The 22,704-nt window shown below is 36.8% G+C and carries 26 protein-coding genes, 2 tRNA genes and 1 pseudogene; 15 read left to right on the forward strand and 14 right to left on the reverse strand.

What is annotated here, in order from left to right:
• Positions 1 to 3: 3 nt before the first annotated feature.
• From CP947_RS08610 to CP947_RS08620, 3 genes are all read left to right on the forward strand, one after another.
• Positions 4 to 75 (forward strand) — tRNA-Gly (locus CP947_RS08610).
• 61 nt (positions 76 to 136) lie between these two features.
• Positions 137 to 397: a DNA alkylation repair protein gene (locus CP947_RS08615; protein ID WP_128754505.1), complete on the forward strand. Its 261-nt coding sequence runs from the start codon at positions 137 to 139 to the stop codon at positions 395 to 397.
• A 241-nt stretch (positions 398 to 638) separates the two neighbouring features.
• Positions 639 to 723: transfer RNA gene (locus tag CP947_RS08620), tRNA-Leu, on the forward strand.
• A gap of 417 nt (positions 724 to 1,140) precedes the next feature.
• Here CP947_RS08620 and CP947_RS08625 read toward each other — a convergent pair.
• Positions 1,141 to 1,857 carry a flavodoxin family protein gene (locus CP947_RS08625; protein ID WP_096712801.1) on the reverse strand — a complete coding sequence of 239 codons (717 nt, stop codon included), beginning with the start codon at positions 1,855 to 1,857 and terminating at the stop codon, positions 1,141 to 1,143.
• Positions 1,858 to 2,023: 166 nt separating this feature from the next.
• Complete coding sequence (locus tag CP947_RS08630) at positions 2,024 to 2,776, reverse strand: winged helix-turn-helix domain-containing protein (RefSeq protein WP_096712802.1); 753 nt, start codon at positions 2,774 to 2,776, stop codon at positions 2,024 to 2,026.
• A 142-nt stretch (positions 2,777 to 2,918) separates the two neighbouring features.
• On the opposite strand from CP947_RS08630, the gene CP947_RS10590 reads away from it, so the two are divergent.
• The 3 genes from CP947_RS10590 to CP947_RS08640 all read left to right on the forward strand — a co-directional run bounded on the left by CP947_RS10590 (position 2,919) and on the right by CP947_RS08640 (position 4,468).
• A complete protein-coding gene (locus CP947_RS10590; protein ID WP_164909049.1) occupies positions 2,919 to 3,071 on the forward strand; it encodes a hypothetical protein in 153 nt (50 codons plus the stop codon).
• A gap of 127 nt (positions 3,072 to 3,198) precedes the next feature.
• The gene (gene nrtS / locus CP947_RS08635) at positions 3,199 to 3,456 is read left to right on the forward strand and encodes a nitrate/nitrite transporter NrtS (RefSeq protein WP_206631050.1); all 258 of its coding nucleotides are present in this window, start codon (positions 3,199 to 3,201) and stop codon (positions 3,454 to 3,456) included.
• Positions 3,457 to 3,616: 160 nt separating this feature from the next.
• Positions 3,617 to 4,468, forward strand: coding sequence for a DUF1638 domain-containing protein (locus tag CP947_RS08640; RefSeq protein ID WP_096712804.1), 852 nt, complete (start codon positions 3,617 to 3,619; stop codon positions 4,466 to 4,468).
• A 168-nt stretch (positions 4,469 to 4,636) separates the two neighbouring features.
• Here CP947_RS08640 and CP947_RS08645 read toward each other — a convergent pair whose 3' ends face one another.
• Positions 4,637 to 5,041: a DUF2115 family protein gene (locus CP947_RS08645; protein ID WP_096712805.1), complete on the reverse strand. Its 405-nt coding sequence runs from the start codon at positions 5,039 to 5,041 to the stop codon at positions 4,637 to 4,639.
• A 161-nt stretch (positions 5,042 to 5,202) separates the two neighbouring features.
• Positions 5,203 to 5,379 (reverse strand): hypothetical protein, encoded by a 177-nt coding sequence (locus tag CP947_RS10815; RefSeq protein WP_253247334.1) that lies wholly within the window; start codon positions 5,377 to 5,379, stop codon positions 5,203 to 5,205.
• Between the two features lie 251 nt (positions 5,380 to 5,630).
• Between CP947_RS10815 and CP947_RS08655 the strand changes: the two genes are divergently transcribed.
• Positions 5,631 to 6,128, forward strand: coding sequence for a flavodoxin family protein (locus tag CP947_RS08655; protein WP_096712806.1), 498 nt, complete (start codon positions 5,631 to 5,633; stop codon positions 6,126 to 6,128).
• A gap of 113 nt (positions 6,129 to 6,241) precedes the next feature.
• On the opposite strand, the gene CP947_RS08660 is transcribed toward CP947_RS08655, so the two are convergent.
• From CP947_RS08660 to CP947_RS08670, 3 genes are all read right to left on the reverse strand, one after another.
• Entirely contained in the window at positions 6,242 to 6,937 is a 696-nt protein-coding gene (locus tag CP947_RS08660; RefSeq protein ID WP_096712807.1) for a 4Fe-4S binding protein, read from the reverse strand.
• A 102-nt stretch (positions 6,938 to 7,039) separates the two neighbouring features.
• On the reverse strand, positions 7,040 to 7,696 hold the full coding sequence (locus CP947_RS08665; RefSeq protein ID WP_096712808.1) for a flavodoxin family protein: 657 nt from the start codon (positions 7,694 to 7,696) through the stop codon (positions 7,040 to 7,042).
• Between the two features lie 68 nt (positions 7,697 to 7,764).
• On the reverse strand, positions 7,765 to 8,004 hold the full coding sequence (locus tag CP947_RS08670; RefSeq protein ID WP_096712809.1) for an MTH865 family protein: 240 nt from the start codon (positions 8,002 to 8,004) through the stop codon (positions 7,765 to 7,767).
• A gap of 190 nt (positions 8,005 to 8,194) precedes the next feature.
• Between CP947_RS08670 and CP947_RS08675 the strand changes: the two genes are divergently transcribed.
• The 4 genes from CP947_RS08675 (at position 8,195) to CP947_RS08685 (ending at position 9,557) form a co-directional block, all read left to right on the forward strand.
• The gene (locus CP947_RS08675; RefSeq protein WP_096712810.1) at positions 8,195 to 8,419 is read left to right on the forward strand and encodes a hypothetical protein; all 225 of its coding nucleotides are present in this window, start codon (positions 8,195 to 8,197) and stop codon (positions 8,417 to 8,419) included.
• 368 nt (positions 8,420 to 8,787) lie between these two features.
• The gene (locus CP947_RS08680; RefSeq protein WP_172425466.1) at positions 8,788 to 8,988 is read left to right on the forward strand and encodes a hypothetical protein; all 201 of its coding nucleotides are present in this window, start codon (positions 8,788 to 8,790) and stop codon (positions 8,986 to 8,988) included.
• 217 nt (positions 8,989 to 9,205) lie between these two features.
• Positions 9,206 to 9,331 carry a hypothetical protein gene (locus CP947_RS10955; RefSeq protein ID WP_258082633.1) on the forward strand — a complete coding sequence of 42 codons (126 nt, stop codon included), beginning with the start codon at positions 9,206 to 9,208 and terminating at the stop codon, positions 9,329 to 9,331.
• On the forward strand, positions 9,303 to 9,557 hold the full coding sequence (locus CP947_RS08685; RefSeq protein ID WP_132130903.1) for a hypothetical protein: 255 nt from the start codon (positions 9,303 to 9,305) through the stop codon (positions 9,555 to 9,557). Before CP947_RS10955 ends, CP947_RS08685 begins: the two co-directional genes overlap by 29 nt.
• Positions 9,558 to 9,926: 369 nt before the next feature.
• Here the strand turns inward: CP947_RS08685 and CP947_RS08690 are convergent, their stop codons facing one another.
• From CP947_RS08690 to CP947_RS08705, 4 genes are all read right to left on the reverse strand, one after another.
• Entirely contained in the window at positions 9,927 to 10,652 is a 726-nt protein-coding gene (locus CP947_RS08690) for a hypothetical protein (protein WP_096712813.1), read from the reverse strand.
• Positions 10,649 to 10,942 (reverse strand): hypothetical protein, encoded by a 294-nt coding sequence (locus tag CP947_RS08695; RefSeq protein WP_096712814.1) that lies wholly within the window; start codon positions 10,940 to 10,942, stop codon positions 10,649 to 10,651. The genes CP947_RS08690 and CP947_RS08695 overlap by 4 nt, the downstream gene beginning before the upstream one ends.
• Positions 10,943 to 11,023: 81 nt before the next feature.
• Positions 11,024 to 11,767 (reverse strand): hypothetical protein, encoded by a 744-nt coding sequence (locus CP947_RS08700; RefSeq protein WP_132130902.1) that lies wholly within the window; start codon positions 11,765 to 11,767, stop codon positions 11,024 to 11,026.
• Positions 11,764 to 12,174, reverse strand: coding sequence for a UDP-N-acetylglucosamine 2-epimerase (locus tag CP947_RS08705; protein WP_243641486.1), 411 nt, complete (start codon positions 12,172 to 12,174; stop codon positions 11,764 to 11,766). The genes CP947_RS08700 and CP947_RS08705 overlap by 4 nt, the downstream gene beginning before the upstream one ends.
• 155 nt (positions 12,175 to 12,329) lie before the next feature.
• Between CP947_RS08705 and CP947_RS08710 the strand changes: the two genes are divergently transcribed.
• From CP947_RS08710 to CP947_RS08725, 4 genes and pseudogenes are all read left to right on the forward strand, one after another.
• Positions 12,330 to 13,289 (forward strand): NAD-dependent epimerase/dehydratase family protein, encoded by a 960-nt coding sequence (locus CP947_RS08710; protein ID WP_096712816.1) that lies wholly within the window; start codon positions 12,330 to 12,332, stop codon positions 13,287 to 13,289.
• A gap of 124 nt (positions 13,290 to 13,413) precedes the next feature.
• The gene (locus CP947_RS08715) at positions 13,414 to 14,787 is read left to right on the forward strand and encodes a mannose-1-phosphate guanylyltransferase/mannose-6-phosphate isomerase (RefSeq protein ID WP_096712817.1); all 1,374 of its coding nucleotides are present in this window, start codon (positions 13,414 to 13,416) and stop codon (positions 14,785 to 14,787) included.
• Between the two features lie 71 nt (positions 14,788 to 14,858).
• The gene (locus CP947_RS08720; RefSeq protein ID WP_096712818.1) at positions 14,859 to 16,361 is read left to right on the forward strand and encodes a flippase; all 1,503 of its coding nucleotides are present in this window, start codon (positions 14,859 to 14,861) and stop codon (positions 16,359 to 16,361) included.
• 121 nt (positions 16,362 to 16,482) lie between these two features.
• Positions 16,483 to 17,958 (forward strand): annotated as a pseudogene (locus CP947_RS08725) (IS1634 family transposase).
• Between the two features lie 215 nt (positions 17,959 to 18,173).
• On the opposite strand, the gene CP947_RS08730 reads toward CP947_RS08725, so the two are convergent.
• From CP947_RS08730 to CP947_RS08740, 3 genes are read right to left on the reverse strand one after another with little or no spacing between them, the layout of a single operon-like run.
• Positions 18,174 to 20,303 carry a DUF2206 domain-containing protein gene (locus tag CP947_RS08730; RefSeq protein WP_096712819.1) on the reverse strand — a complete coding sequence of 710 codons (2,130 nt, stop codon included), beginning with the start codon at positions 20,301 to 20,303 and terminating at the stop codon, positions 18,174 to 18,176.
• 1 nt (position 20,304) lies between these two features.
• A complete protein-coding gene (locus tag CP947_RS08735; RefSeq protein WP_096712820.1) occupies positions 20,305 to 21,552 on the reverse strand; it encodes a glycosyltransferase family 4 protein in 1,248 nt (415 codons plus the stop codon).
• A complete protein-coding gene (locus CP947_RS08740; protein ID WP_096712821.1) occupies positions 21,533 to 22,702 on the reverse strand; it encodes a glycosyltransferase family 4 protein in 1,170 nt (389 codons plus the stop codon). Before CP947_RS08740 ends, CP947_RS08735 begins: the two co-directional genes overlap by 20 nt.
• Positions 22,703 to 22,704 lie beyond the last annotated feature (2 nt).

A 22,704-nucleotide genomic window follows, 5' to 3' on the forward strand; every position in this document is an offset into this window, starting at 1 on the left:
TGAGCGTTGATGGTCTAGTGGCTATGACTGGGGCCTTCCAAGCCCTAAACCCGGGTTCGAATCCCGGTCGACGCACTTTTTCTTACAATCCTGTTTTGGACAAAGATATTTATTAGTAAGTATTTGATGTCTTTTCATGACCACAACAGATATTGTTCTTAAAAAGTTGCATGAGAATGCCAATCCCACTGCTGTGGGTGGTATGAAAAAGTATGGTATCACATCATCTGAAGCATTGGGAGTTTCGATACCAATTCTGCGCAGCATTGCAAAGGAGATCGGAAATGATCATGAACTGCCCCTCTCTCAGAGGATGTGGTCCTGCAAACACTGTCCCCTCGCAGGATTGCAGTGGTTAAGTTCAGGGGCAGCATTTCCGATGCCATCATTTCCATAAACGCAGTTATCTGGAGCAATTCCTGGATTCTCATGATGACATCCGCAAAGACAGGCTGAGCTATGACCCGCCCTGGGTTGCCGGATTTCCTGAAACGTCATGAGATTGCCACAAGGATTGAATGATATTTTTGCGCAACATTAATATCTATGTGTGCCCATGTAAGACCACTTTCCACACAGCCGGACGATAAGTACAGGTTGTAGATATGGAAATATGTGCAATACTTTTCAATCTTTTTGCGGGGGTTGCCCAGCCAGGCCAAAGGCGCAGGGCTTAGGACCCTGTCTTGTAGAAGTTCGTGGGTTCGAATCCCACTCCCCGCATCTGTTTTTTTTGGGTTACAGGTATCCTGAAAAATAGATACTCAGAATTTTAGAAAGTTAGTAGTTCAAATTTAAGTTCCTTCAAGATTGTTAGGAGACATTCTAAAATAATTATTTTTTTGCAAATCTAACAATTAGAAAATTATTATAACCAATACATCAGAAAATAAAAATAATGATTTGTTTTAATAAGGGTATAATTTGTTATTTGAAAAAGATGCGATAAAAGGTTTCTATGACCTTTTACTTTTTAGTACTTATTTTGGAATTGGCTGGTCAGGCGTGACACCATAGTAATTAGTTCTAGCCTTACCCCATGGACAACCATTTGGACCTGTTATCTTCAGTTCAATGTTCTGTAGTGTTTTACATAGACTGTTGCCAGCACGTGCACCTTTGCAGATGGGGCAGAGCTTTTCACAGAATATTGGAGCGTTCTGCTTTCATGGCTTCCATCATTTGCATTAGTTCCTGTACGGTTTTCCCACGGCTGTAATCAGGTGAACGGAGCATATCGCCAAGTTTCTTCCCTGCATCTTCGGCTGCCTGCATTAATTCTTCATCTTTTGTAACATCGGGAGTTGTTTCCAGGGTGATAGGGGCAACATCAGGTCCTTGTAGAAGGTAGGGTATGCCAACCTTGCAGGTTTCACCGTATCCGCAATAGTGGCAGCCAGCAGCACCTATTCCCTGAACATTGTCTACGACTTTAATCACGTTAGCGAAACAGATTTTATTTAGAACATCAGTAGCTGGTGCAGGATTATGGCCACCAAGACTCATAGTAACTGCAAGTTTTCCCCAAAGGATATCAGCTTCACGGTGCCTGAACTGATACCATCTTTCCATGAAAGAAAGCATCGCTGCGTTCAATGTGTCAAAATAGTTGACACCACCCAAAACATATGCGTCGGCTTCAACAATTTTATCACGCAGGGTTTCCATGTCATCATGTACTTTACATACGTTGTCCTCAACGCATGCCATACATGCGATGCATCCACCTATGTTTTTACCGTGCAGTGAAATAAGTTCATATTCACATCCTGTATTCTCCACGATCTTCTTTACAACTTTAATAGAGCCTGAGCGTGATTCTGCCCTTGGGCTTCCTGATATTCCGAGTATTTTCATCTTTTAAACTCCTTATCTATGAATTATTTTACCGATGAATAAAATGCAACAACGCATCGAATTAACTATATGATAATTAACTTGAACATTAAAAAAGATTCGGGGCACTGTTAAGTAGTTAGTATAATATAGTGACCTTAAAAGTTATACTATGGAAAATTGGAAATCAGTTTTCTCCTGGAGCGAGAGAAGAATAAATGTCACCGATACCTTCCATCACCTTGAATCCTTTACTGGTGATCATATAATCACCCCTTTCATGCTGTTGGAGGATCATGCCGCTATCAGTAAGTTTCTGAAGATGGAACAAAAGGTTCCCTCCACGAAGGTCTGTAAGTTTGGAAAGAGCAGAGAAACTCATCGTTTGACCAGAAATAGCTTTTAAGATCTCGAAACGTTTTGCATGACATAAAGATTCCAGCATGTCATCGACTACATCTTCTGTTGGAAGCTGTGATATATACTGCTTCTTATCCTTGTTTACTTCATAGATTCTCATGGACTTCATGAGATTGACCTGTTTTTCAAAAAGGTCGCCTGTCTCGGCGAGACAGATGTCACATTTCTTGTAAGGCAGGATTTCTCTCATGTGTTTAATTTCCGCACGGTTGCTATCAATAGTTTCACTGTCAACCGAATCCTGTTTGATAAGAGCTGCATTCTTTTGCAACATACCTGTAAAGTACGGTCTGCATACTTCGAGCCTTTCACATTTTTCGACCATATTCTTTGCAAGGCCTTCTTTTATATCGTTAGAGAGGTGTTTTTCCAGGGCATTGGAATAGTCATTTCGGACAAAAGCCAGAATGGTTTCGAGGTGTTCCCTGTTGGAATCTTCAATGAATGCCTTCATATCATTCTGTATCTCATCGAGTTTTTCCTTGATGTCATTTAATTCGGACTCTGATCTTTTGCTCATAATAGTGATTTAGGCGCATCGTTAATAAGAGTTTTCAGTGAAACTTTAAGAGTTATTCAAGTTACCTGAATATACTATGTATAGTGCAGTGCCGATTAAGTATATATGAATAACTTGCATATAGCATATTGAGGTAAAATATATGCCAACGTGGAAATATACAGATAAAACAGTTACTAAGGAAGAGCTTGAAAAGTCATTAGAAAGTGTGAAAGGTGCATGCTTTGCATGTGAGACACATAGCGATGATTGCCCCATTGCAAAACTTGGTGGAGAGATTGCATCACTTATGTAAACAGAAAAATGCTGTGGCTGTAATTGCTGAAAGGACAAGGTTCTGAAACCTTTTCCTTTTTCCCCTCTCTTCTGAAAAACTATTTAAATTATGCGATTGAAGTTAGCAAGTTCTATTGGAGGATTTTTTGAAAGGTACCGAATGGAAAGCATGGATCGAAGCATTTCGACTATTTTTTAATGGAGAAGCTCTGCGCTTCTGCATCCCGGTAGTACTTGTTGTTGGCTTACTATTGTCAGCCATTAATCAAGGTGATGTCATTGCAAGTGGAGCGGCAACTACTTTTACATGGTTCAAAGTCGGGATGAACTTTGTAATACCATTTTGTGTTTCCAGCTATGGATATCTTAGAGCGTGTCGGTCAAAAACTCCAATAACTTATTGATAGTGTGGAATTTCATAAAAGTAACAGAGAATTGCATAAATAAATTCGGAGAAAAATATGTCTGCATTAAGTGTATTGGCCTGTAAAATACTCTAGGATGAACTTGTCTAGATCCTGAAGAATGAAATAAGTAGCAGCAATTAATAAAACTGATCTAATCATGCCTGTTCTGAGTATAGTTGCATGTGAAATGCTTGAAGATGAACTTGTACATGTCCTCTCAATTGATCATGACATCAGACAATTGTATTTAGTTGAAGATACGAACAGTTTCAGATTGACGAGGAAACTGAAGTCCAGAGGCATGCGACCTTTCATATTTCCTTTTGATAGGTTATCTGCTATTGTTATGGAAAATAGTAGAAATCTGTTCTCTGAAGGCATTTTGCGTTTTCCAAAGTTTTCTATTTTCAAGAAGATACACTATGCTCTTAAAGCAGGAAAATGTGATCATCTCATTATTGTAGTGAATCTCCTTCCAAAAGACCTGCATGCTGATACGGATCGTCTGCATTCTGAAGTATACCGCAATGCCAGAGATATGGCAAAGTTTTCGGATGGAATCCTGCTTTTCTACGGGAAATGCGCTTACAGTTATGAATCCAAGACCAAGTTAAAGTCACTTGATTGTCCTGTTTATTTCCTGAAAGACAATAACAGTGAGGTTGTGGAAGATTGCATCAGTACCGCACTTGGTGGCAACGATGCGTACACGAAAACCGATCAACTAGGAAAAGGTGTCTTCTATGCAACCCCGATGTGGATTACTTACATGAAAGAGAGGATAAAGCCGGATAGACCATCCAATGATTACAACTATCTGAATGATCCAAATTACAGCCATCTCTTCAAGATAAACAGACTGGATTCTGACAATGCTGACTTTTCCATAAACGCATCGGAGTTCGCAAAAACCTTTGACATGGATATCATCAATATTAACGGCACTATGAAAATAGCAATTGACTCCTATATGAATGCGAAACTTGCGGTATGTAAAGACTCAGATTGATATTGTTTTTAACATAGTTGGAGTTACCCAAGTGAATTAAGTATAGTGCTGATTAAGTATGTACTAAATAGCTACCTATAGACAGGCAATAGTTATGTTGCTCTGCAAACACAGTATTTGCACAGGGACATTTCCTCTAATATATGCTCACTCTTTGCAGGACAGTAATTAAATGCCATCGTTTTCAAAAACCGTCTGATTTTCATCCATGTACATTCCTGGCGGATGAAGTGGTTCTTTCACTATAAAAGTCAGATATGTGGAAATAATACGGGTATATTCCTTCAAATACCTTTGATCGGGAGCATACTCATCCATATACTTGTTAATCCTGAAACTAAAATCTTCAAGCTTTCCAGTATCAATCTCCTCGGACAAATCTGTGCAATTTCTTTCTTTTAATTCATAAAATTTCTTACGGTTATATTTTGCAAGATATTCAATATTATACTGAAGACTCCCACGAGGACCCTGAATATCCCCTGTTTCTTTTTTATTAACCCTTGCTAGATACCCTGAAGATAAATTGGAAGCTTCTTTTTGTAATAAAAATAATAGTTCACATGAATTCATATGAAATCCCTCCTCATTTTTTTATATGAAACATCTTTCAAGCTATAGTTTCGCTTAGTTTGTCTTTTGTGTCCGTCTGTTCTGTCTCTTGTCTGTCGCCTACATTTGTCTCCTGAATTCCCACTCAAAGAGACAAAAAGGACAGCTAAGCGACACCAAATTCAAGCATTTGCAACAAGTTTTTCCCATTGTTCTAAACGTTCTCTTACATGAGCATTAAGTTTAAAAGGCTTGTCTGCTTTTGCATTTTGTTTCATGTAATGCAATGTTCCTTTTGAAAAACCTAGATTTTTCCACTCAACATAGGATATATCAAGAATCAACTTCCTTATTTCCATATTGTCCTGTCTTTCAATTTCATATCCTTGTGACACAAAATCAACGGTTTTCTTTTTACCAACAAGGTATTGAGCCAGTTATCTTGTCTCAATCCCCATAAGGCCTCTAATTGTACCTGATTTCATAAATCTACATTCTCATCTATACTTGAGTTGCCATACTGTACCGAAAACGAAAAAAGGCATTTCACTAACCCATATTTATATAAGATAGGAACAAGTAATTTTTAAGTAATTATAGGAGGGATTATATGAAAACATTAGTAACATATATGTCACAGACAGGAAATACAAAGAAAATAGCTGAAGCAATATATGAGGAAATTACCGGTGAGAAGGATATCAAAGACATCAAAGATGTAAGCAACTTCGAAGGTTATGATCTCGTGTTTGTGGGTTTTCCGGTCCAGCAATTCAACATTCCAGAAAATGTCTCTGAAGTTGTAAAAGAGAATGTAGCTGGTAAGAATATAGCATTTTTCATGACCCATGCTGTTCCCGAAGGAACCGAAGCCATTCATTCATGGACCGGCTCCTGCAAGGATATCGCAGCCACTGGAAATTATCTTGGTACATTTGATTGTCAGGGTGAGTTGGCACAACCTCTAATCGACAGGTTGCTGGAATCCGATGATCCACAAATGAGAGAGTTTGCTGAGATGGGTTCTTCCACAAAGGGTCAGCCTGACGAATCTCGTGTACAGAAGGCAAGGGAATTCGCAAAAGAAATTCAGGCAAAGGTTCAGTGACTGGATATTTCTGATTTCCTGCAATTCATCGGGGGTTCAAGTGCTATTAACAAAGATTAATCACAACTCAGTTTGAGTTCATTTAATCTTTTATTTTCCCATACTTGAATCAATTAGAAATTGTTCAAAGGGCACACTTTAATGCATAGTCCGCATCGAAGTCCGCCAAGAACATTAAACATATACTCAGCGCATTTTTCTCTATGAATGACCCCTTCTGATGTAAGAGCATCAACCGGACACACTTCGATACACTTCATGCATTCACTGCATGCATCATTTATAAATGGCAAATCGGTTTTTTCTTCTGTATCCAATGGTGCATCCGTCAGTATAGCAGCCATACGTACTTTAGGTCCAAAGTCCTTTGTTATCAGAAGATGATTCATGCCAAAGTTTCCCACGCCTGCACGATAAGCAGCATATTTGAAAGATAAATCTGCTTTAAGTGTTTCACGATTGGCATACCAGTAACCGTACTCACTTCCTTCACTTGGAGCAATCGTTGCCATATAACCTTCTTTTTCAATAAGTTTGGCTAACTTGAATGCAATGACCCTCAATGTAGTTGTAGCTGCCATAAGTGTATTTGTATATTCGCCTCTGCCCTTTGGTAAGGTTTCAAAAGCTCCTCGTGGTACAGAAACCCCCAGGATTATTACTGATTGTAAATTTTCCATTACATCCTGAGGTTTGTTTCCAGTATAATCTGAATCTTCAAAGCAGGATTTATTGGTTATACTGATAAAATCTACACCTAACTCAGAGGCCATGTTTCTCAAATCTTCTGTAATATTGTTTTCTGTCATTTTTATCTCCTTTTGACAAGAACTATTTATGATACTATTCAAAAATACCACAGTAAAACATTGTACACAGCGTTTAAAAAATATACTGTAAGCATTCCTGGTTTATTCTTTTGACTTCAGGTATTCTGCAATATTCTTGCCCAGTTCTTTTGCGGCATTGACAGCTTCAGGTTGGTCCTCAAATTTGTTTATTCCTACAGACTCTTTTGTTGCATCTGGACCAAACATCATCTTGATACCGCTCATGTCACATTCGTCTCCAAATCTGCATCGAACACATGGATTATTGCCAAGGATCCTAACAGAGCCTACAGCCTCCATCCCTTCTTCCATCATGTAATATGTAATTGCATTGATACCGTTATCAGAGGCGGGTGGCATCATCTCAAAATCCTTCGGGATTGCAGATGTGATTATTGCTCCCCCTGGTTTTCCTTGCATGAATCCATATTGATGGCGGAGTGAATAAAGTCGTTCAATAAATGCTTTTGTGCGCGAATCAAGGGTGGAATATGGTGTAAAACCTGCAATAATAAGAGCATCTGCTTCTTTAGCTTTTTCTGCCAAAGCAATGCCGTCGTCTTTAATTACACAGACATTCGTTTTTACACAGCCCAGGCAAGCCTTACAGGGAGCAACAGTATAATCAATAATCTTGACAAATTCGTATTCCATGTCTGTTGCTTCAAGGGCTGCTTTTAGAGCACGATCCGCATTACTGTCTTTGATAGGGGAACCTGATACACCAAGAATTTTCATTATTATTCCCTCCTATTGACAATCAGTTTGTAAACATCTTAAGTGTTGTGTGCAAAAGGGTGTGGTTATTACAACCCAGCCCTTTCAACGAGGGTGTCAGCGACCTGCTTTGCACTCTCAATTGGGAAATCTTCTGGTGTAAGAAGTGCACCTGCTTCTCCTGCGGTAATCTCTACATCTCCTGCTTTACATTTAGTGTCTGCACCAGCAGGCATTGCTGCAAGAAGCTCTTCAGGTGAGTTTATAGGGAATGATGCATCTGCCAGTGCTCCAACAATCTGGGAATGGATTTCTTCTTTTACGCTCATTTTGTTTTCTCCTTTATGGTTTTTTATGTGGCTTCATGTTCTTTGGAACATTTGAACCACAATAGATAATCGATAGTTACTCATATATACTTAATCGGCATTACAATAACTCTTGTATAGTGGAGTAACTCCTATAACCTTTAAGGTTTTACTAGGAACCCTTATATGCAATGTGTGTAAATTCTATATTATGAACAATAATTGCGAATCCGAACTCGGAGATATAAGGGAAAAACTTGATGATATCTACAGAGAAGTCAGATCATTTACTGAAGATACAAACAGGCAACATCTTGAATCCATTCTGGCATTTGTAAGAAGTGATTATTCTGATGCTATGGAAAAACACCTTGTTGCCGATGGTACAATTAAATACAGGATGCCAAAACCTGCAGCCAGTATATTCCATGAATGATGGATATACAGGGCCTTTGCAGCCACATGACCAGCAGAACAGGATTTTGAAAATAGTAATACTCTGATACTATGATTATGTGTAATTTACCTGTGATATATCCAGATAGTTTTCAGGTTGTGGCAAGTTTAACCAGGCTTTATTTCAGAAAAATTTAGAATTCGATCTTATGCAAAGCATCAATACACTGTTTTGGTCTTAATTCAACCTTCTCACATGTCCTTGAATTGGATGGTGGAAATGACATATGGCGGCGTTCTCGCCACATATAAAGCTATCGGGAGGTGTTGTTAAGTTCAGGTGCTCAAAATTAGCTAAGTACTGTATGTATATATTCAACTTTTAGAGCAGGAGTTTCCTTCCGTAATGTGTGTGGACATAGCGTGATCTTTGCAGGCCACAGGCCGTATTATTCTCTGTATCCCGGGCAGTTGCAGGAGTTGTCCGGACAGACTCATTCTGTTATCGTGGATGGCAGGAATGTGGGGGAGCCGGATGCTTTCATTGATGCAGGGTTTGTGTATAAGGGGATTGGCAGAGGAGATAAGAACGGGCATGAAATATTTTGATTAATTTAGTGTTATCAACACCTCAAATTGTGGCTATCATATCTGAGCCACAAATCAGATTTTATTTTTATTTCGAGGTTAAAAAGGCTCGCGCCGAGGCCATAGCGTGCAATGTTGCCATTATCTAAAGGGCCGCGGCTAAAAACTGGCGGGCGGCTGCCTGGTGGCTTGAGCGCAGTTGTCCGGAACTTAGCGAAAAGGGAATGTGGAGGTCAATGTGAACCAGAACGTTTCCCGCACGCAGGTAAATCTTGCCAAGATTGCCAATTCACCGGAGGTGCTGGAGAAGGCCAACGAATTGTCCAGAGAACTGAATGAACTATACGAGGAGGACAAGGACTGATCTTTTTGCAGGAGGTGGCTTTCTGAGGGCGATTATCCATGCCACCGTGGACAGGAATACTCTTTTGGTAATCCACAGGGTGATGAAGGAGAGGAAGTGCAAGAAAAGTGCGGCGGTTGATCATATTGTTGGAGAGTATGAGAGACGTAAACGGAAAGGTCGGATCGATGAGGTTGCGGAGAGGGTTATTGAGAAACTTGCGGATAGGGGAGGGACGAGGGTATGAGTTTTGTCGGACAGCCTGTTTAGTTATGGAGTTATGTCAGACAAGAGCATTAGACATCTGTATTCTATTTGCACAATTAATATATTATATCAGGGTTTTGTTTAACAAGACCTGGGCAAACAACGACTACAAAAAGAACAATCCATCTCTCCTCCAAAATATACGACTCTTCAGATGTAGGTTCTGGTTCCATTATTCTTGAAAACACAACCTCCGGCTATCCCGAACAGTGCATCCTGGTGAAGATCAGGGCTGAACTACTATTTTGTCCGAAAATTCGATTTGACCGATAATTCACATCGCTGACCAAAAAATAATTCAAAATGATATTTTCATATCATCAGTATCAATTTTATGAAACAGGATAAATTAAGATTCAAGTTTCGAAAAAAGATATGTAACAACCCAGCGTGGTAACTGATTTTCAGTTTTTATCAAAATTGTTCCATCAACATCTTTTTCTGCAATTAAGACAGCTGAACCTTCAGTTGAATTGTCGAATACATATGCTCTTCTGCATAGCTTTGATGCGTCATATAAAAAATTATTTGATTTTATATATCGATCTATTATTTTCTGATCAGGAACACTATGCTCTCCTTTCTCAGCACGTTCTTTCACTCGATCTTGATTAATTGTAATATCTGATGTACTTACAAAATAAAGGTATAGGCTCCAACCTTTTTGCTTAGCTCGTTCCATGAATTCAAGTTTAGATTCATGTGAAAATACTGTTTCAAATGAAAATAAATTGATATCTGACTCAACTAGCTGATCTCTAATGAAATCTGCTACCAGTGAACCAACATATGGATTGTTTAGATCATTGATAAGACAATTGTTTCCAAATTTGATATCTTCAATATCAATATTACTTTTTGGGAATAGGGTTGATTTTAAAAGATGGTCTTTGAATTCGGATATATTTGTTTGTATCCCAAATTTTCCAAAATCAATAGTGTCTGTGATATTAAGTTTGTCAGGATCAACATGCAATTGTTTATTTAGTAACCAGGGCTTACCTTCAGTAAATTGTTTGACCAGGGTAGATTTGCCTGATCCATTTGGACCCGCGATTATTCGAATCCGTTTCATATCTTATAAACACGTTTTTTAGGGGTTACAAATGCATTTTCAAGTGTTTTTAGTACTTCAATCCTACCATCCGGATGTTTCCTGACAATAGCATTACCCTGTTGGAATGTAATAGACCTGCCATTTTCGAGAGCATCCTTTGCTGCACGGGTTGTTGCCTTCCGTGCCATTTCTTCAAGGCGTTTAGATTGTTCATCCCGTGGCAAATCCGCGAAGTCTTTACATGTTGGTGCACCGATTTGTCCATCAAAGATAGAATGAACAGTTGGTAGTTTGCTTGTGTTTGACATGTAATTTCCTCATTGCTTTGGTATACTCAAATATGTCGTTAGGCTATAAATAAATTGGTTTTTATTGCAATTTGTCCGAAATCAGATTTTTCCATGGCGGATTGCACTCAGGAGGGACATGAGCTGCATCGAGTCTCTACCAGGATGCCCTTTTGATGTAATATGGGGTTCAAATTCCCCATGGGAATCTGCATATCCCCCGCCAGAGATATATCTCAATTCATTACGGTTCCATGTCCACCTGTTCTCCAGAAGGTGACACCCGAGACTGTCCTCAATCTCCGCCAGAGCGAACGAGAGTACCACCCGGACTCCCTGAAGGATATTCTCAACAGCCTTTTCTTCCCGCATACCACCAGGCGGGATACAGTCTACATATCCATCAGAGGGATGGGCATCTCGTGGGATCAGAAACCGTGTCACACTCCCCATCTTTGTATGGCTTTTATCAGAGAGAGCCGCATAGATCTCGTTTCGGTCTTTGATGGTGATTCTCTCCGTATTCCCGAGGTTCTTTCTGATCTCGAATGGTCGTTCCAGCTGGATCAGTTGTTTTTGTGTGGCATCGTTTCCTACACCAAAAGCCCAGAAGAGCCCCATCTCACGGTTTCTTGTGAGGATAATTCCAATCCACTCGCTTTCCAGTCCCATCCTCAGACAGTTAAATGACGGGGTGTTCAGCCCCTTCTCAGCCAATATGGTTCCTGCGAGGAACTGATTATAGGCGTTCACAAAGAGACATCGTATGATCTTCGGGTTGAACTCCGTGGTTTCAATGAATTTTTGATATTTAAGAAGACATTCATTCGTTGTTGTTAATGTCAAGTATCATCTCTCCTTCCCATAGAAAATAATTGGATAATCGGGATAATTTTAACAATCTTCTCACAAGCATCTCCACATCCAAATGCATCCGTCTTCACAGCGGCGCCTTCAAATTCCCTGATCTGCTTGAAAATCTCCCCATACTCCGCACCCACCAGCACATTCCAGCCGGCCTCCACGGTCTCCACCCACTCGGTATTCTCCCGCAGGGTAATGCAGGGCAGACCCAGCATGCAGGCCTCCTTCTGCAACCCACCGGAGTCGGTCAGCACCTTCTTTGCATTACCCGTGAGTTTGAGCATGTCCAGATAGCCCACCGGTGTTGTGAGTACCAGATTTGCACTGGCTTTTTCCCACAGGCCGTACTGCTTCATGTATTTGGCCGTCCTGGGATGTACCGGAAACACTATTTTTTCTCCGCAGTCCACAAAAGCATTATAATATACTAAGGATGCATATTTTAATTCAAACGTTTTATGTCCAATAACACCTCTTCCGAATACATCTTATACTATAAAAAAATATTATAAGCAGCATTCATCATTGTTGTGAGGCTCAAATAGTGGCGGAGAAACAGATACAAAAGATACTGATAACAGGCGGTGCGGGGTTTATCGGCAGCCATCTGGTAGACAGTCTAGTCTCTGAAGGCTATGAAGTCACAGTGATTGACAATTTAAGTTCAGGGAACAAGGAATACATAGAATCTCATCTCGACAAACCAAATTTCACATTTCTGGAAGCCGATCTGCTTGACGAACCTGCTATCAATGAAGCCTGCAACAATATTGATCTGGTCTATCACGTGGCAGCCAATCCCGATGTCCGGCTGGGTGCGGAAAATACAAAGGTACACTTCGACCAGAATATTCTTACTACCTATAATCTGCTGGAGGCTATGCGTAAGAATAATGTAGAGAATATTGTTTTCACCTCTACATCCACGGTGTACGGGGAGGCAAAAGTTATTCCCACGCCCGAAGATTATGGGCCACTTGTCCCAATTTCCCTTTACGGAGCATCCAAACTTGCAAGTGAGGCGCTGATCACATCATACTGCCATACGTTTGATATGAACTGCTGGCTATTTCGTTTTGCCAATATCATTGGAAGCCGTAGTAATCACGGTATAATCTTTGATTTTATCAGAAAACTAAAAGCCAATCCTGAAACACTGGAGATCCTTGGAGATGGCCAACAATCCAAATCCTATCTCCATGTTACGCAATGTGTAGAAGCCATTCTTTTCGTGGTGAAAAATGCAAAAGGTGTAGATTCTGAAAACGTGAACATCTTCAATATTGGTTCAGAGGATACCATCAGTGCCACTGAGATAGGTGAGGCCGTGGTAAAAGAAATGGGCCTGGCAGATGTTACATTCAATTATACCGGAGGCTCCCGCGGCTGGAAAGGCGATGTACCGAAAATGTGCCTTGCTGTGGAGAAACTTAAAAATCTGGGCTGGAAGCCCGAAATAAATTCTGGGGAAAGTGTCAGGCAAACTGTGCGAGAATTACTTTGAATGCTTAGTTCCGATACATAATTCCAATATTTATGTGTATAACATTTGCAAATGATTCTTATTATATAACAAAATATAGGGAACTATTTCCCTAATTCCCACTCAATAATTTTGGTGAAACAACATGAAGTCCATCATTCTTGCAGGAGGTTCCGGCACCCGTCTCTGGCCGCTCAGCAGAGAGCATTATCCGAAACAGTTCTTAAAAATTGGAGAATATTCCCTCTTCCAGCAGACTTTCCTGCGCTGCAGTGAGGTATCTGATGTATCGGAAATATTCGTGGTTACCAATGAGGACCAGAAATTCTACGTTATAGGCCAGATACAGGAATTGGGTTATGATTATCCTAAAGAGAATGTGTTGATTGAACCTGAAGGCAAAAATACCCTGCCTGCGATCTGTTTCGGGATGAAAGAAATCCGGGAGAGGTTCGGGGAATCCAATGCAGGCATTTTCTCTTCTGATCATGTGCTGGATTCCCGGGCCATGCAAACCATTTCAGAGGCAAAATCCCTGGCATCCCGGGGGGGTTATCTTTTAACTTTTGGCATCAAACCGACCTCTCCAAATACAGGTTATGGCTACATTAAGCCTGCTGAGAATCTGGGTATCGGACAAAAAGTCTCCGAATTCAGGGAAAAACCTGATGAAGAAACCGCTCGCCGGTATATTGAGGAAGGCTGTCTCTGGAACAGTGGCATGTTCCTTTTCAATACAGAAACTTTTTTCAGTGAACTGGCACAGTGTGCGCCTGAAATTTATGAGTCATTTGAACATAATGAAGATATAAACCAGGTTTATGCAGAGGTGCCTTCCATATCCGTGGACTACGGTGTCATGGAAAAATCGCAGAAAGTGGCCGTAGTTCCCCTGCAATACAAGTGGAGTGACCTGGGCAACTTTGCTGCTCTCTATGATGAACTGGATAAGGATTCGGACGACAACGTGGTATATGACTGTGAACTCCTGCCCCTTGATTCCCAACAGAATCTGGTGCATTCCAGAAACGGGAAACTCATCTCCCTGATCGATGTGAATGACATGATTGTCGTGGATACTCCGGATGCCCTGCTCATAAGTCCTAAAGAGAGCAGCCAGAAGGTCAAGCAGATTGTAAACCAGCTCAAGGAAAAGAATGACTCCCGTGCCAAAATCGGCCAGACGGTGTATCGACCCTGGGGCTCCTATACAGTCCTTGAAGCATCCAACAATCACGTGATTAAGAAAATAGTGGTCATGCCGGAGCAAAAACTCAGTCTCCAGTTGCATTATCACAGAAGTGAGCACTGGGTGGTTGTGACAGGCATGGCTGAAGTACATGTCAATGGCGACGATTATTTTGTCAGGCCCGGGGAAAGTACCTTTATCCGTGCAGGTGAGCGGCACAGGCTGGGTAATCCTAGCAAGATTCCCCTGGGGATCATTGAAGTGCAGCTGGGAGAATATGTGGCAGAGGATGATATTGTCAGGTTCGATGATGTGTATGGTCGTAGTTGAAATGTTGGAAAAATGTTGGCATGGCATAATTTCTTTGAAGTAGATACCTAATAGGAAATTATTGTGATTCTATGTCTGATTTAATAAATAAGTCACTCAATAAAATAACAAAAAGCTCTAGTATTGTATTGGTTGGTACGTTTTTTAGTTTATTTTTGGGATTTTTGGGCAAAATTATTTTTGCAAGATACACAGCTCAATATGAATATGGAATTTTTACTTTAGGAGTTACAGTTGTATTAATTCTAACCACTATATCTACTCTAGGTTTGCAAGAAGGATCTGTAAAATATATTGCCCACTTTAGAGGTAAGAATGATCCCGAAAACATTAAAGCTACAATATTTTCATCTATAATAATTAGTTTGACTACAAGTATTTTTATCACTGTAATATTTTTTATGGCATCAAATTTTATAGCAACAGATATATTTAATGCATCAGACGCGTCTCTGATATTAAAAATCTTATCAGTGTCAATTCCTTTTTCTGTTTTAATAAGTATTATTATAGCAATATATAGAAGTTTTAATATAACAAAAACAAAAGTTTTTTTTAGTGATTTTTTGAGGCCAATTGTGTATCTTCTTTTTTTGACTGTAATTATTTTGTTGGGCAGATCTTATGTTGCGATGGTTTGTGCTTATGTCATATCCATTGTAATCACTGGTTTAACATTAACGATATATTTTCTTAAAAAACCACCTTTTATGATTAAATGGAATGAAATAAGTGCTAATAACATAACAAAAGACCTGGTCTCATATTCAATTCCTCTTTTTGTGGCTGGTATATTATTAACGATAATGTCATGGACTGATACGCTAATGCTTGGTTACTTCAAAAACCCAGATATTGTTGGTGCTTATAATGCAGCATATCCTATATCCAGCCTTCTTTCTATTATTATAAGTTCTTTAAGTTTTCTCTATGTACCAATTATATCTCAATTATATAGTAAAAACCAAGTTAAAGAACTTGGGATAATTAACGCAACTTTGACTAAATGGGGGTTCATGTTAACTCTTCCATTTTTCTTTATAGTCTTCATTTTCCCTGATTTTGTATTAAATTTACTTTTTGGTCCACAGTATACTGAAGCTAGCACAACTTTACAAATATTGTCTATAGGTTTTATTTCTAATTCATATTTTGGTTTTAATTATTATACTTTGTTATCTACCGGTAAATCCAATTTTTTAATGAAATGTTCTTTTATTAGTGCTATTTTAAATATAATTTTAAATTTAATTTTGATTCCTATGCTGAGCATGAACGGTGCCGCTATAGCATCAGCATCATCTTTTATATTGATAGAGATATACATGACGATAAGTTTGTATAAATTTTTGAAAATACATCCATATTCAAGAAATTATTTAAAAATTACCATGATATCTATTTTGCTTGTTCTTGGTTTTTATTTAAGTAAGTTTTTGTTTTCATCAAGTTTTTTTGTACTGATTATGTTTGTTAGTATGTTTATGCTTTTTTATGTATTTTTAATCTTGTTTTCACAATCTCTTGATAATAATGATATATTAATGCTGCAATCTATAAAAAATAAAATATAGCATCTCCATTCTTCATATAAATAATTTTGTGAGGTGGATATATAGATACATAGGATATTAATCCCGACTTTGACAGTCAAAAGTAATAATAGTGTTCTTAGCCTTGTTGTATTCGGTAAAAATGCAACAAAAACTAAGAACATATGAGATTATTCCTAACAAGAATATATGCTTTCCTATCGGAACTGTCCTTGCCGTAAACCAACTTTACGAAATCCTCGATCTGCCTTTTAGTTTTTGGTAAACACAAGAAGAATGGTATTGACATCAACAACCTGCTCAAAGCCCTTGTAAGTTACAAACTGACGGATAATTTCAGCATAAGTAAAGCTCATGAATGGATCAATCGTGAGGAAGTCCTTGACACTTTTACTCTTCCTGAATTCAGTGAACGAACTCTGTACAGGGTTCTTGAAACCATGGGAAATAATCGTGAAACGATTATTTCCGATATCCAGGACAGACTGTTTGCAAGATACGATTTTGAACATACCAATATCAACATGGATTGGACCAGTATCGTATTACATGGTGATAAATCACCACTGGGTAATCGTGTTAAATCAAAGATTTAACAGGAGTTGCAGATTTCTAATCTGCAACAATACGGATACATTCGTGACCACAGGCCAGATAAGAAGCAGGTCACACTGGGTATAAGTGAACTTGCTAAACCAATCAATGTTCCTGTGGGCATTACAGTTGAAAAAGGAAACCTGAATGATCAGAAACATTTCAAGAAAACGTATCAGCAAGTTAACAGAAGACTGAACAGAGGTTCTCTTGTAGTTTTTGATAAAGGAGCTCATAGTGTAGACAACACTTCCTTGATAAGAGAAGATGAGATGCATTATCTGACTGCAAGGAAACTGAACAAAAGTGATGATAAGAAAATAGCTACGTTCTGGGAATCTTTTCCTAAACTGATCAATGCAAAGGATGGAATATACGGGCTCAAGATAGTGAAACCAAGTAGTGTCAACTACTTCTATTTTTCAAAGAAATTGCAGAAGGAACAACTTGATTCCAGAGCAAGGAAGGTCATGAGACAGATACAACAGGCAAAGGATATACAGAAATCCATTGATAAGAACAAGAAACTGCCCAAGAGATTCAGGATCAATAATGCACTTGTTGATGTGACTTATTCCTTGCAGACAAAACTGATGGAGATGGATGAAAAGGAGTGTATCAAACTGCTGGAAGAGAAGGTGATTACAGGCAGAGAAGGATTTTTCTGTTTGAAATCAAGCAGGGATTTGACACTAAAACAGGCTCTTTCTACATACAGAAAAAAGGATTCGGTTGAAAAATCATTAATTCTCTTAAGAATGAGATCGAGATCAAACCATTGCGGGTGTGGACGGATGCTAGTATTTATGGGGCGGTGATTATTGGTTTCATTGCACAATTGTTCATATCACTGATGCGATATGAGTTCGATGAACTCAAGTCTAAGTCTACAAAATTCATGAAAAATAGCCTATTGAATTTGACAGTTACCGTGGATTACATGAAAAATAAGGTAAAAAGGTATATTTACGCTAACTTTGATGCCATAAATACACTGATTTTAAGACAAAAAGGGATGAAATAGTAGAAATTGACGTGAATTATTTGATACTGTCAAATGGGTTCTCCTGACAAAAAAGCGAAATTTTTAGGTTGGAGGAGGAGACGGTTTCTTCAGCAAGGAGTGGATACTGTCAAACTTGGGTTAATAATTGTATTTTTTATATGTTTATGCGTAATAGATTGACAAAAAAATTCTCTAATTTATGTGTAAAATATGCCACTTAAGGATGTCGATTGTCATTTATGTACTTCTGAATTGCCATTTGCATAAATCTTATTTTGATTATTAATTACGGCTTCTGAACTAATGTATTCCAACATACTACTTGAACCTTCTTTCTTTAAAATCGTGATTTTATTTTCTACGGTATTTAAAGATCCAAAATATATGTAAGATTCATCGGGAATTTCACTTATATCCATTTGGATATTTTCACATGATTTCCAATCAAAACTATCCAACAGTAGAGTTCTGTATAAATCGGCATATATTACATTATTATTTTTTACTTCATATAACCATTTAGCACCTGAAAATTCTTGCTCATTGAAGTGCGGCCCATCTAGAGAGCTATTTAGTGAAAAAGATCCAGGGTTATCTTTTGCAACTTCAAAAACAAGTCCGCTGTTAAATAATAAAAATATAGCAAGAAAAATGGATATAGCTGGTAGTACATTTCGATTGTATTGTATATTCCATGATTGATGAAAAATATTTCTAGGAATATTGTAAATAATGATAGCACCAACAATACAATACGGAGATAAGATAATAAGTGCGATATGGTAAAGTCTTATAGTATTTAATGAGCTTGAAAAAAATGGGACTGCTATAGCCGCAAATAATATCATAAGGTTAACTAAAGAGAAGAAAATATATTCTTTTTTAAATTTTATTTTTATAAGTTTAAACCATGATGCAAATATGCCGACTACAATGGAGAGTTGAGCTGATAAATGAAGATATTTATTTATTTCATGTAGTGGAGATACGGTTTTCATAATTACATAGTTCATTCCTTGTGATGTTTCTGGTTTCAAAAAATCGGTAATAAATGAACTTAAAATTTGTTTTCCTAATAACACAACAACATTGAATGCAGAAGATTTTGTGACATACATGTACCATGATATAGCAAATACAACATATAGTAAAATAAAAGTTAGTGATATATTTTTAATTGTATTTTTATTTTTGTATTGCACAAGATATAATAAAACCCACACTATCACGAGTGATATCATGAATATATAAGATAAACCATAATGAGAAATGATAAGTGAAAAAGAAAAAATTATGAACAAAATTGATTTTTTTATTTGATACATATTTTTGTCAATTATTAATAGTACTATTAAAACAAAAAATATTTCTGCTATTTGCTGTCTTGCCAATTCAATAAGTGCTAAATAAAAGGCAAAGAATGACATGAAAAAAAATATGGATAGAAAAGCGATTTTATTGCTAGTTTGTTTTTGAAATATTCTATATAAAGTAAGAGGAACAAAAGAAAATAGAAACGGATAAACTATTTTGAATACCCATTTTAGACTTATATCGCACACATTTGAATAAATTGGTGCAAGCAGTACTATGGAAAGCATACCATTGACTGTAGAATAAATTGTTGGATCCCATGACATGCTTTTTATTACATTATTAGCTAAATAATATTCTAACTGGATGTCCCATCCCGATATATACATTGAAATCAACGAAGTATGGTATAAAAGAGAGATAGATATCACAAAAACAGTTAATGGGTATAGTCTATTTGGAATAAACTGATTGAATCCTATTAATACCACGATCACTGAAACTAAAAAAATTAACAATATTAAAATAATATTATTATTGTAATAATTCATCAAATATGTTCCAAATATGGACAAAAAAGGGACTAAAGTTAAAAACAATACGGGTACTACAGGCACATCCTTTGATTCTATTAGAGGTGATTCAGAATGGTCTTTATCTCTCAGATAAATCGTTGCACATAATATCAATACTATTCCGCTTATAGTAATTATCAAAGGCATCAATGAAATTGGTTCGGAAATTCCTATTAGAGGATAGAATGTATTCATAAACAATCCCGTAAATAACAGAATTGCAATACTCAATCCAATAGTGTATGAAAACATTTCAACAATGTCAATTTTGTGTAATTTGAAAATTCTCATACCGACAATGCCAGGTATAAATGCTAGATAGATGAAACCTATGATTTGCCTTAAGATTGGAAACTTTAAACCAATTTCATCTAATGCTATGGAACCCAATAAAGCAAGTTGAATTGCTAAAATTACCCCACAAAATTTCTGAACCCCCCAGTTATTTATCTGAAAAAAATTTTTAATTTTCATCTTAATGCACTATCCTTTCATATTGTGCATTTATTTCATCTGCCACTATTTCCCATGAATATCTGCTTTCAACAAGTTTTCTACCATTATTTGCTATATTTTTTCTTAATCTTTCATCTGCAAGAAGTTCTATAATATTTGTAGCGAATTTATCTGGTTCATCTGCAATAACTATGTTTTCATTAGGGATAATTTCTATTCCCATTGCACCAATAGATGTTGTGACAACTGGTTTTCGCATTGCCATTGCTTCTAATACTTTGTTTTTGATACCTGTTCCTTCTTTCATAGGAACTATTACAATCGTTGATTTTGCTAGATATTTTCTTATATCGTCAACATATCCTGTCACAATTATATTATTAGAAGATAGTTGTAAGATTTCTTTAGAAGGATTTGCACCTACAATATACAATTTAACATTAGGATTTATTTTTAGTATCCGCGGATAAACATTGTTGTAAAAATAATGCATTGAATTTATGTTTTTTGAAGTATTCATAACTCCTATAAATATCAAAGAAGGAAAATCTTCTTGAATATCAAGAGGTTTAAAATATGAAAGATCAACTCCATTTGGGACAACTTCAACATTTGAAATTTGAAATTGAGGTTGCAATATTCTCTTATCTTTTTGGGTAACTACATTACAATAATTAAATTTTTGTTGGTATTGCCTTTCACGATTTTTGGCTTTAATATATTGCATCCAATGCATCATCTTTTTCAATCTGTTATTTTCATTCAAAAATAATTCATAAGTATTTTCAGATATGGCGTCTAATGGTTCTACAATTTTTGGTAATTTATTATTATATACATAATGAGCCATTCCGCCATCTGTATATATAGCATCAAAATTCTCAGTTTTTAACAGTTTATTTATTTCATCTTGAATTTTAGCTGAGTAATAGTAATTCAAAAAACTAATATTGCCGGATAAAATATTCTGTAAACATAGTGTATTTTTTATTGTATGCATTATTGTGCTAATAAAACCATTTCTATTTTTGATTTCAACTGGTGGAATTACATGGCAATATTTCTTTAACGTATGTTCACATTCTCGAGTCTGGGATCCTTTTTTTTTAAAACACAATAATGTGATTTTATAATTATATTTTTTAGATAAGAATTTTATTAAATTAAATGGCCTGAGAGTATCCCCTCTATAAGGACTTGGAACATTGTGGCAAAGCATTAATATTTTCATAATATCACCGTTAATATTAAGGGGCAATGTTTCCATTCATTTTAAAAATATGTTCATAATTATCAATATATTGTTGTGCAACTTGCTTAAATGTATATTTTTCTTCTATTGTTGTCCTTGCATTTGTACCAATTTTTTCTCTTAATTTTTTATCTGATAGACAAAGTTCAAGTAATTTTTTTAGTTCATTTGTATTTTGTTTTTCAAATAAGAATCCATTATGTCCATGTTTTATAATATCATTTGGACCAGCTATGTCACTTGCAATCACTGTTTTTCCAGAGGCCATTGCTTCTAATAAAGTTACAGGCATGCATTCGAATAATGATGGTAAAACAAAGAGTGAACATTTTGATAAACATTCTCTTAATTCTATTTTGTCTAATGTAGATACAAATTTAACCTTATGCTCCATATTGTTTGTTGTCGTAAATTTTTTTATACTTTCTTCTTCGGTACCAGATCCGACAAGTAACAGGGTGGTACTAAAATTTTGGTGAATACGCAAAAAAGACTGAAGTAAATATTCAATTCCTTTAACTTTATTATATCTTCCAGCAAATAAAATATAGTTATCATCTCCTTCATTTCTATATTTGTTTGCATCTATTCCATTTGGGATTAATGATATATTTGTGAAACCTTTTTTATACAAATAATTTTGAATATCACTATTAAGTGCAATAATCATGTTTGATCTAGAAAGAACTTCTTCCTCTATTTTCTTCTTAAATGGAAAGAAATATTTGTTTAAAAAATTATTTTCTAGAGAGAAATCTTTGTAAAATTCCATTGCATCAGGGTTATGTGTTACAAAGGTCATTGGAATATTTAATTTAGAAACGAAATAGGCAGAAAAGCGGTCATTCAAATTAATGATATCTGGATTTATATTTTTAATAGTTTTCATTGCTAGCTTTGAATATAATAATAATGAACCAGTTTCATATATGATTTCATCTTTGAGATGCGGCATTTTAATATCGATAAACTTCACTCCTTCAATTATTTCATGTCCAGTTTTGCTTAATTCTCTGAAACGTCCTATCACATAAACATCATGTCCAATTTTTGCAAGTTCTTTTGAAATTCCATATATTTCTGATTCTGTTCCAAGTTGTTTAAATTTTTCAAATGGACGTTTTTGGGAATATAGAAGCCCTGGAGCCAAAAAAAGAATTTTCATTT

Source organism: Methanohalophilus euhalobius (assembly GCF_900215215.1).
Taxonomy (GTDB): Archaea; Halobacteriota; Methanosarcinia; order Methanosarcinales; family Methanosarcinaceae; genus Methanohalophilus; species Methanohalophilus euhalobius.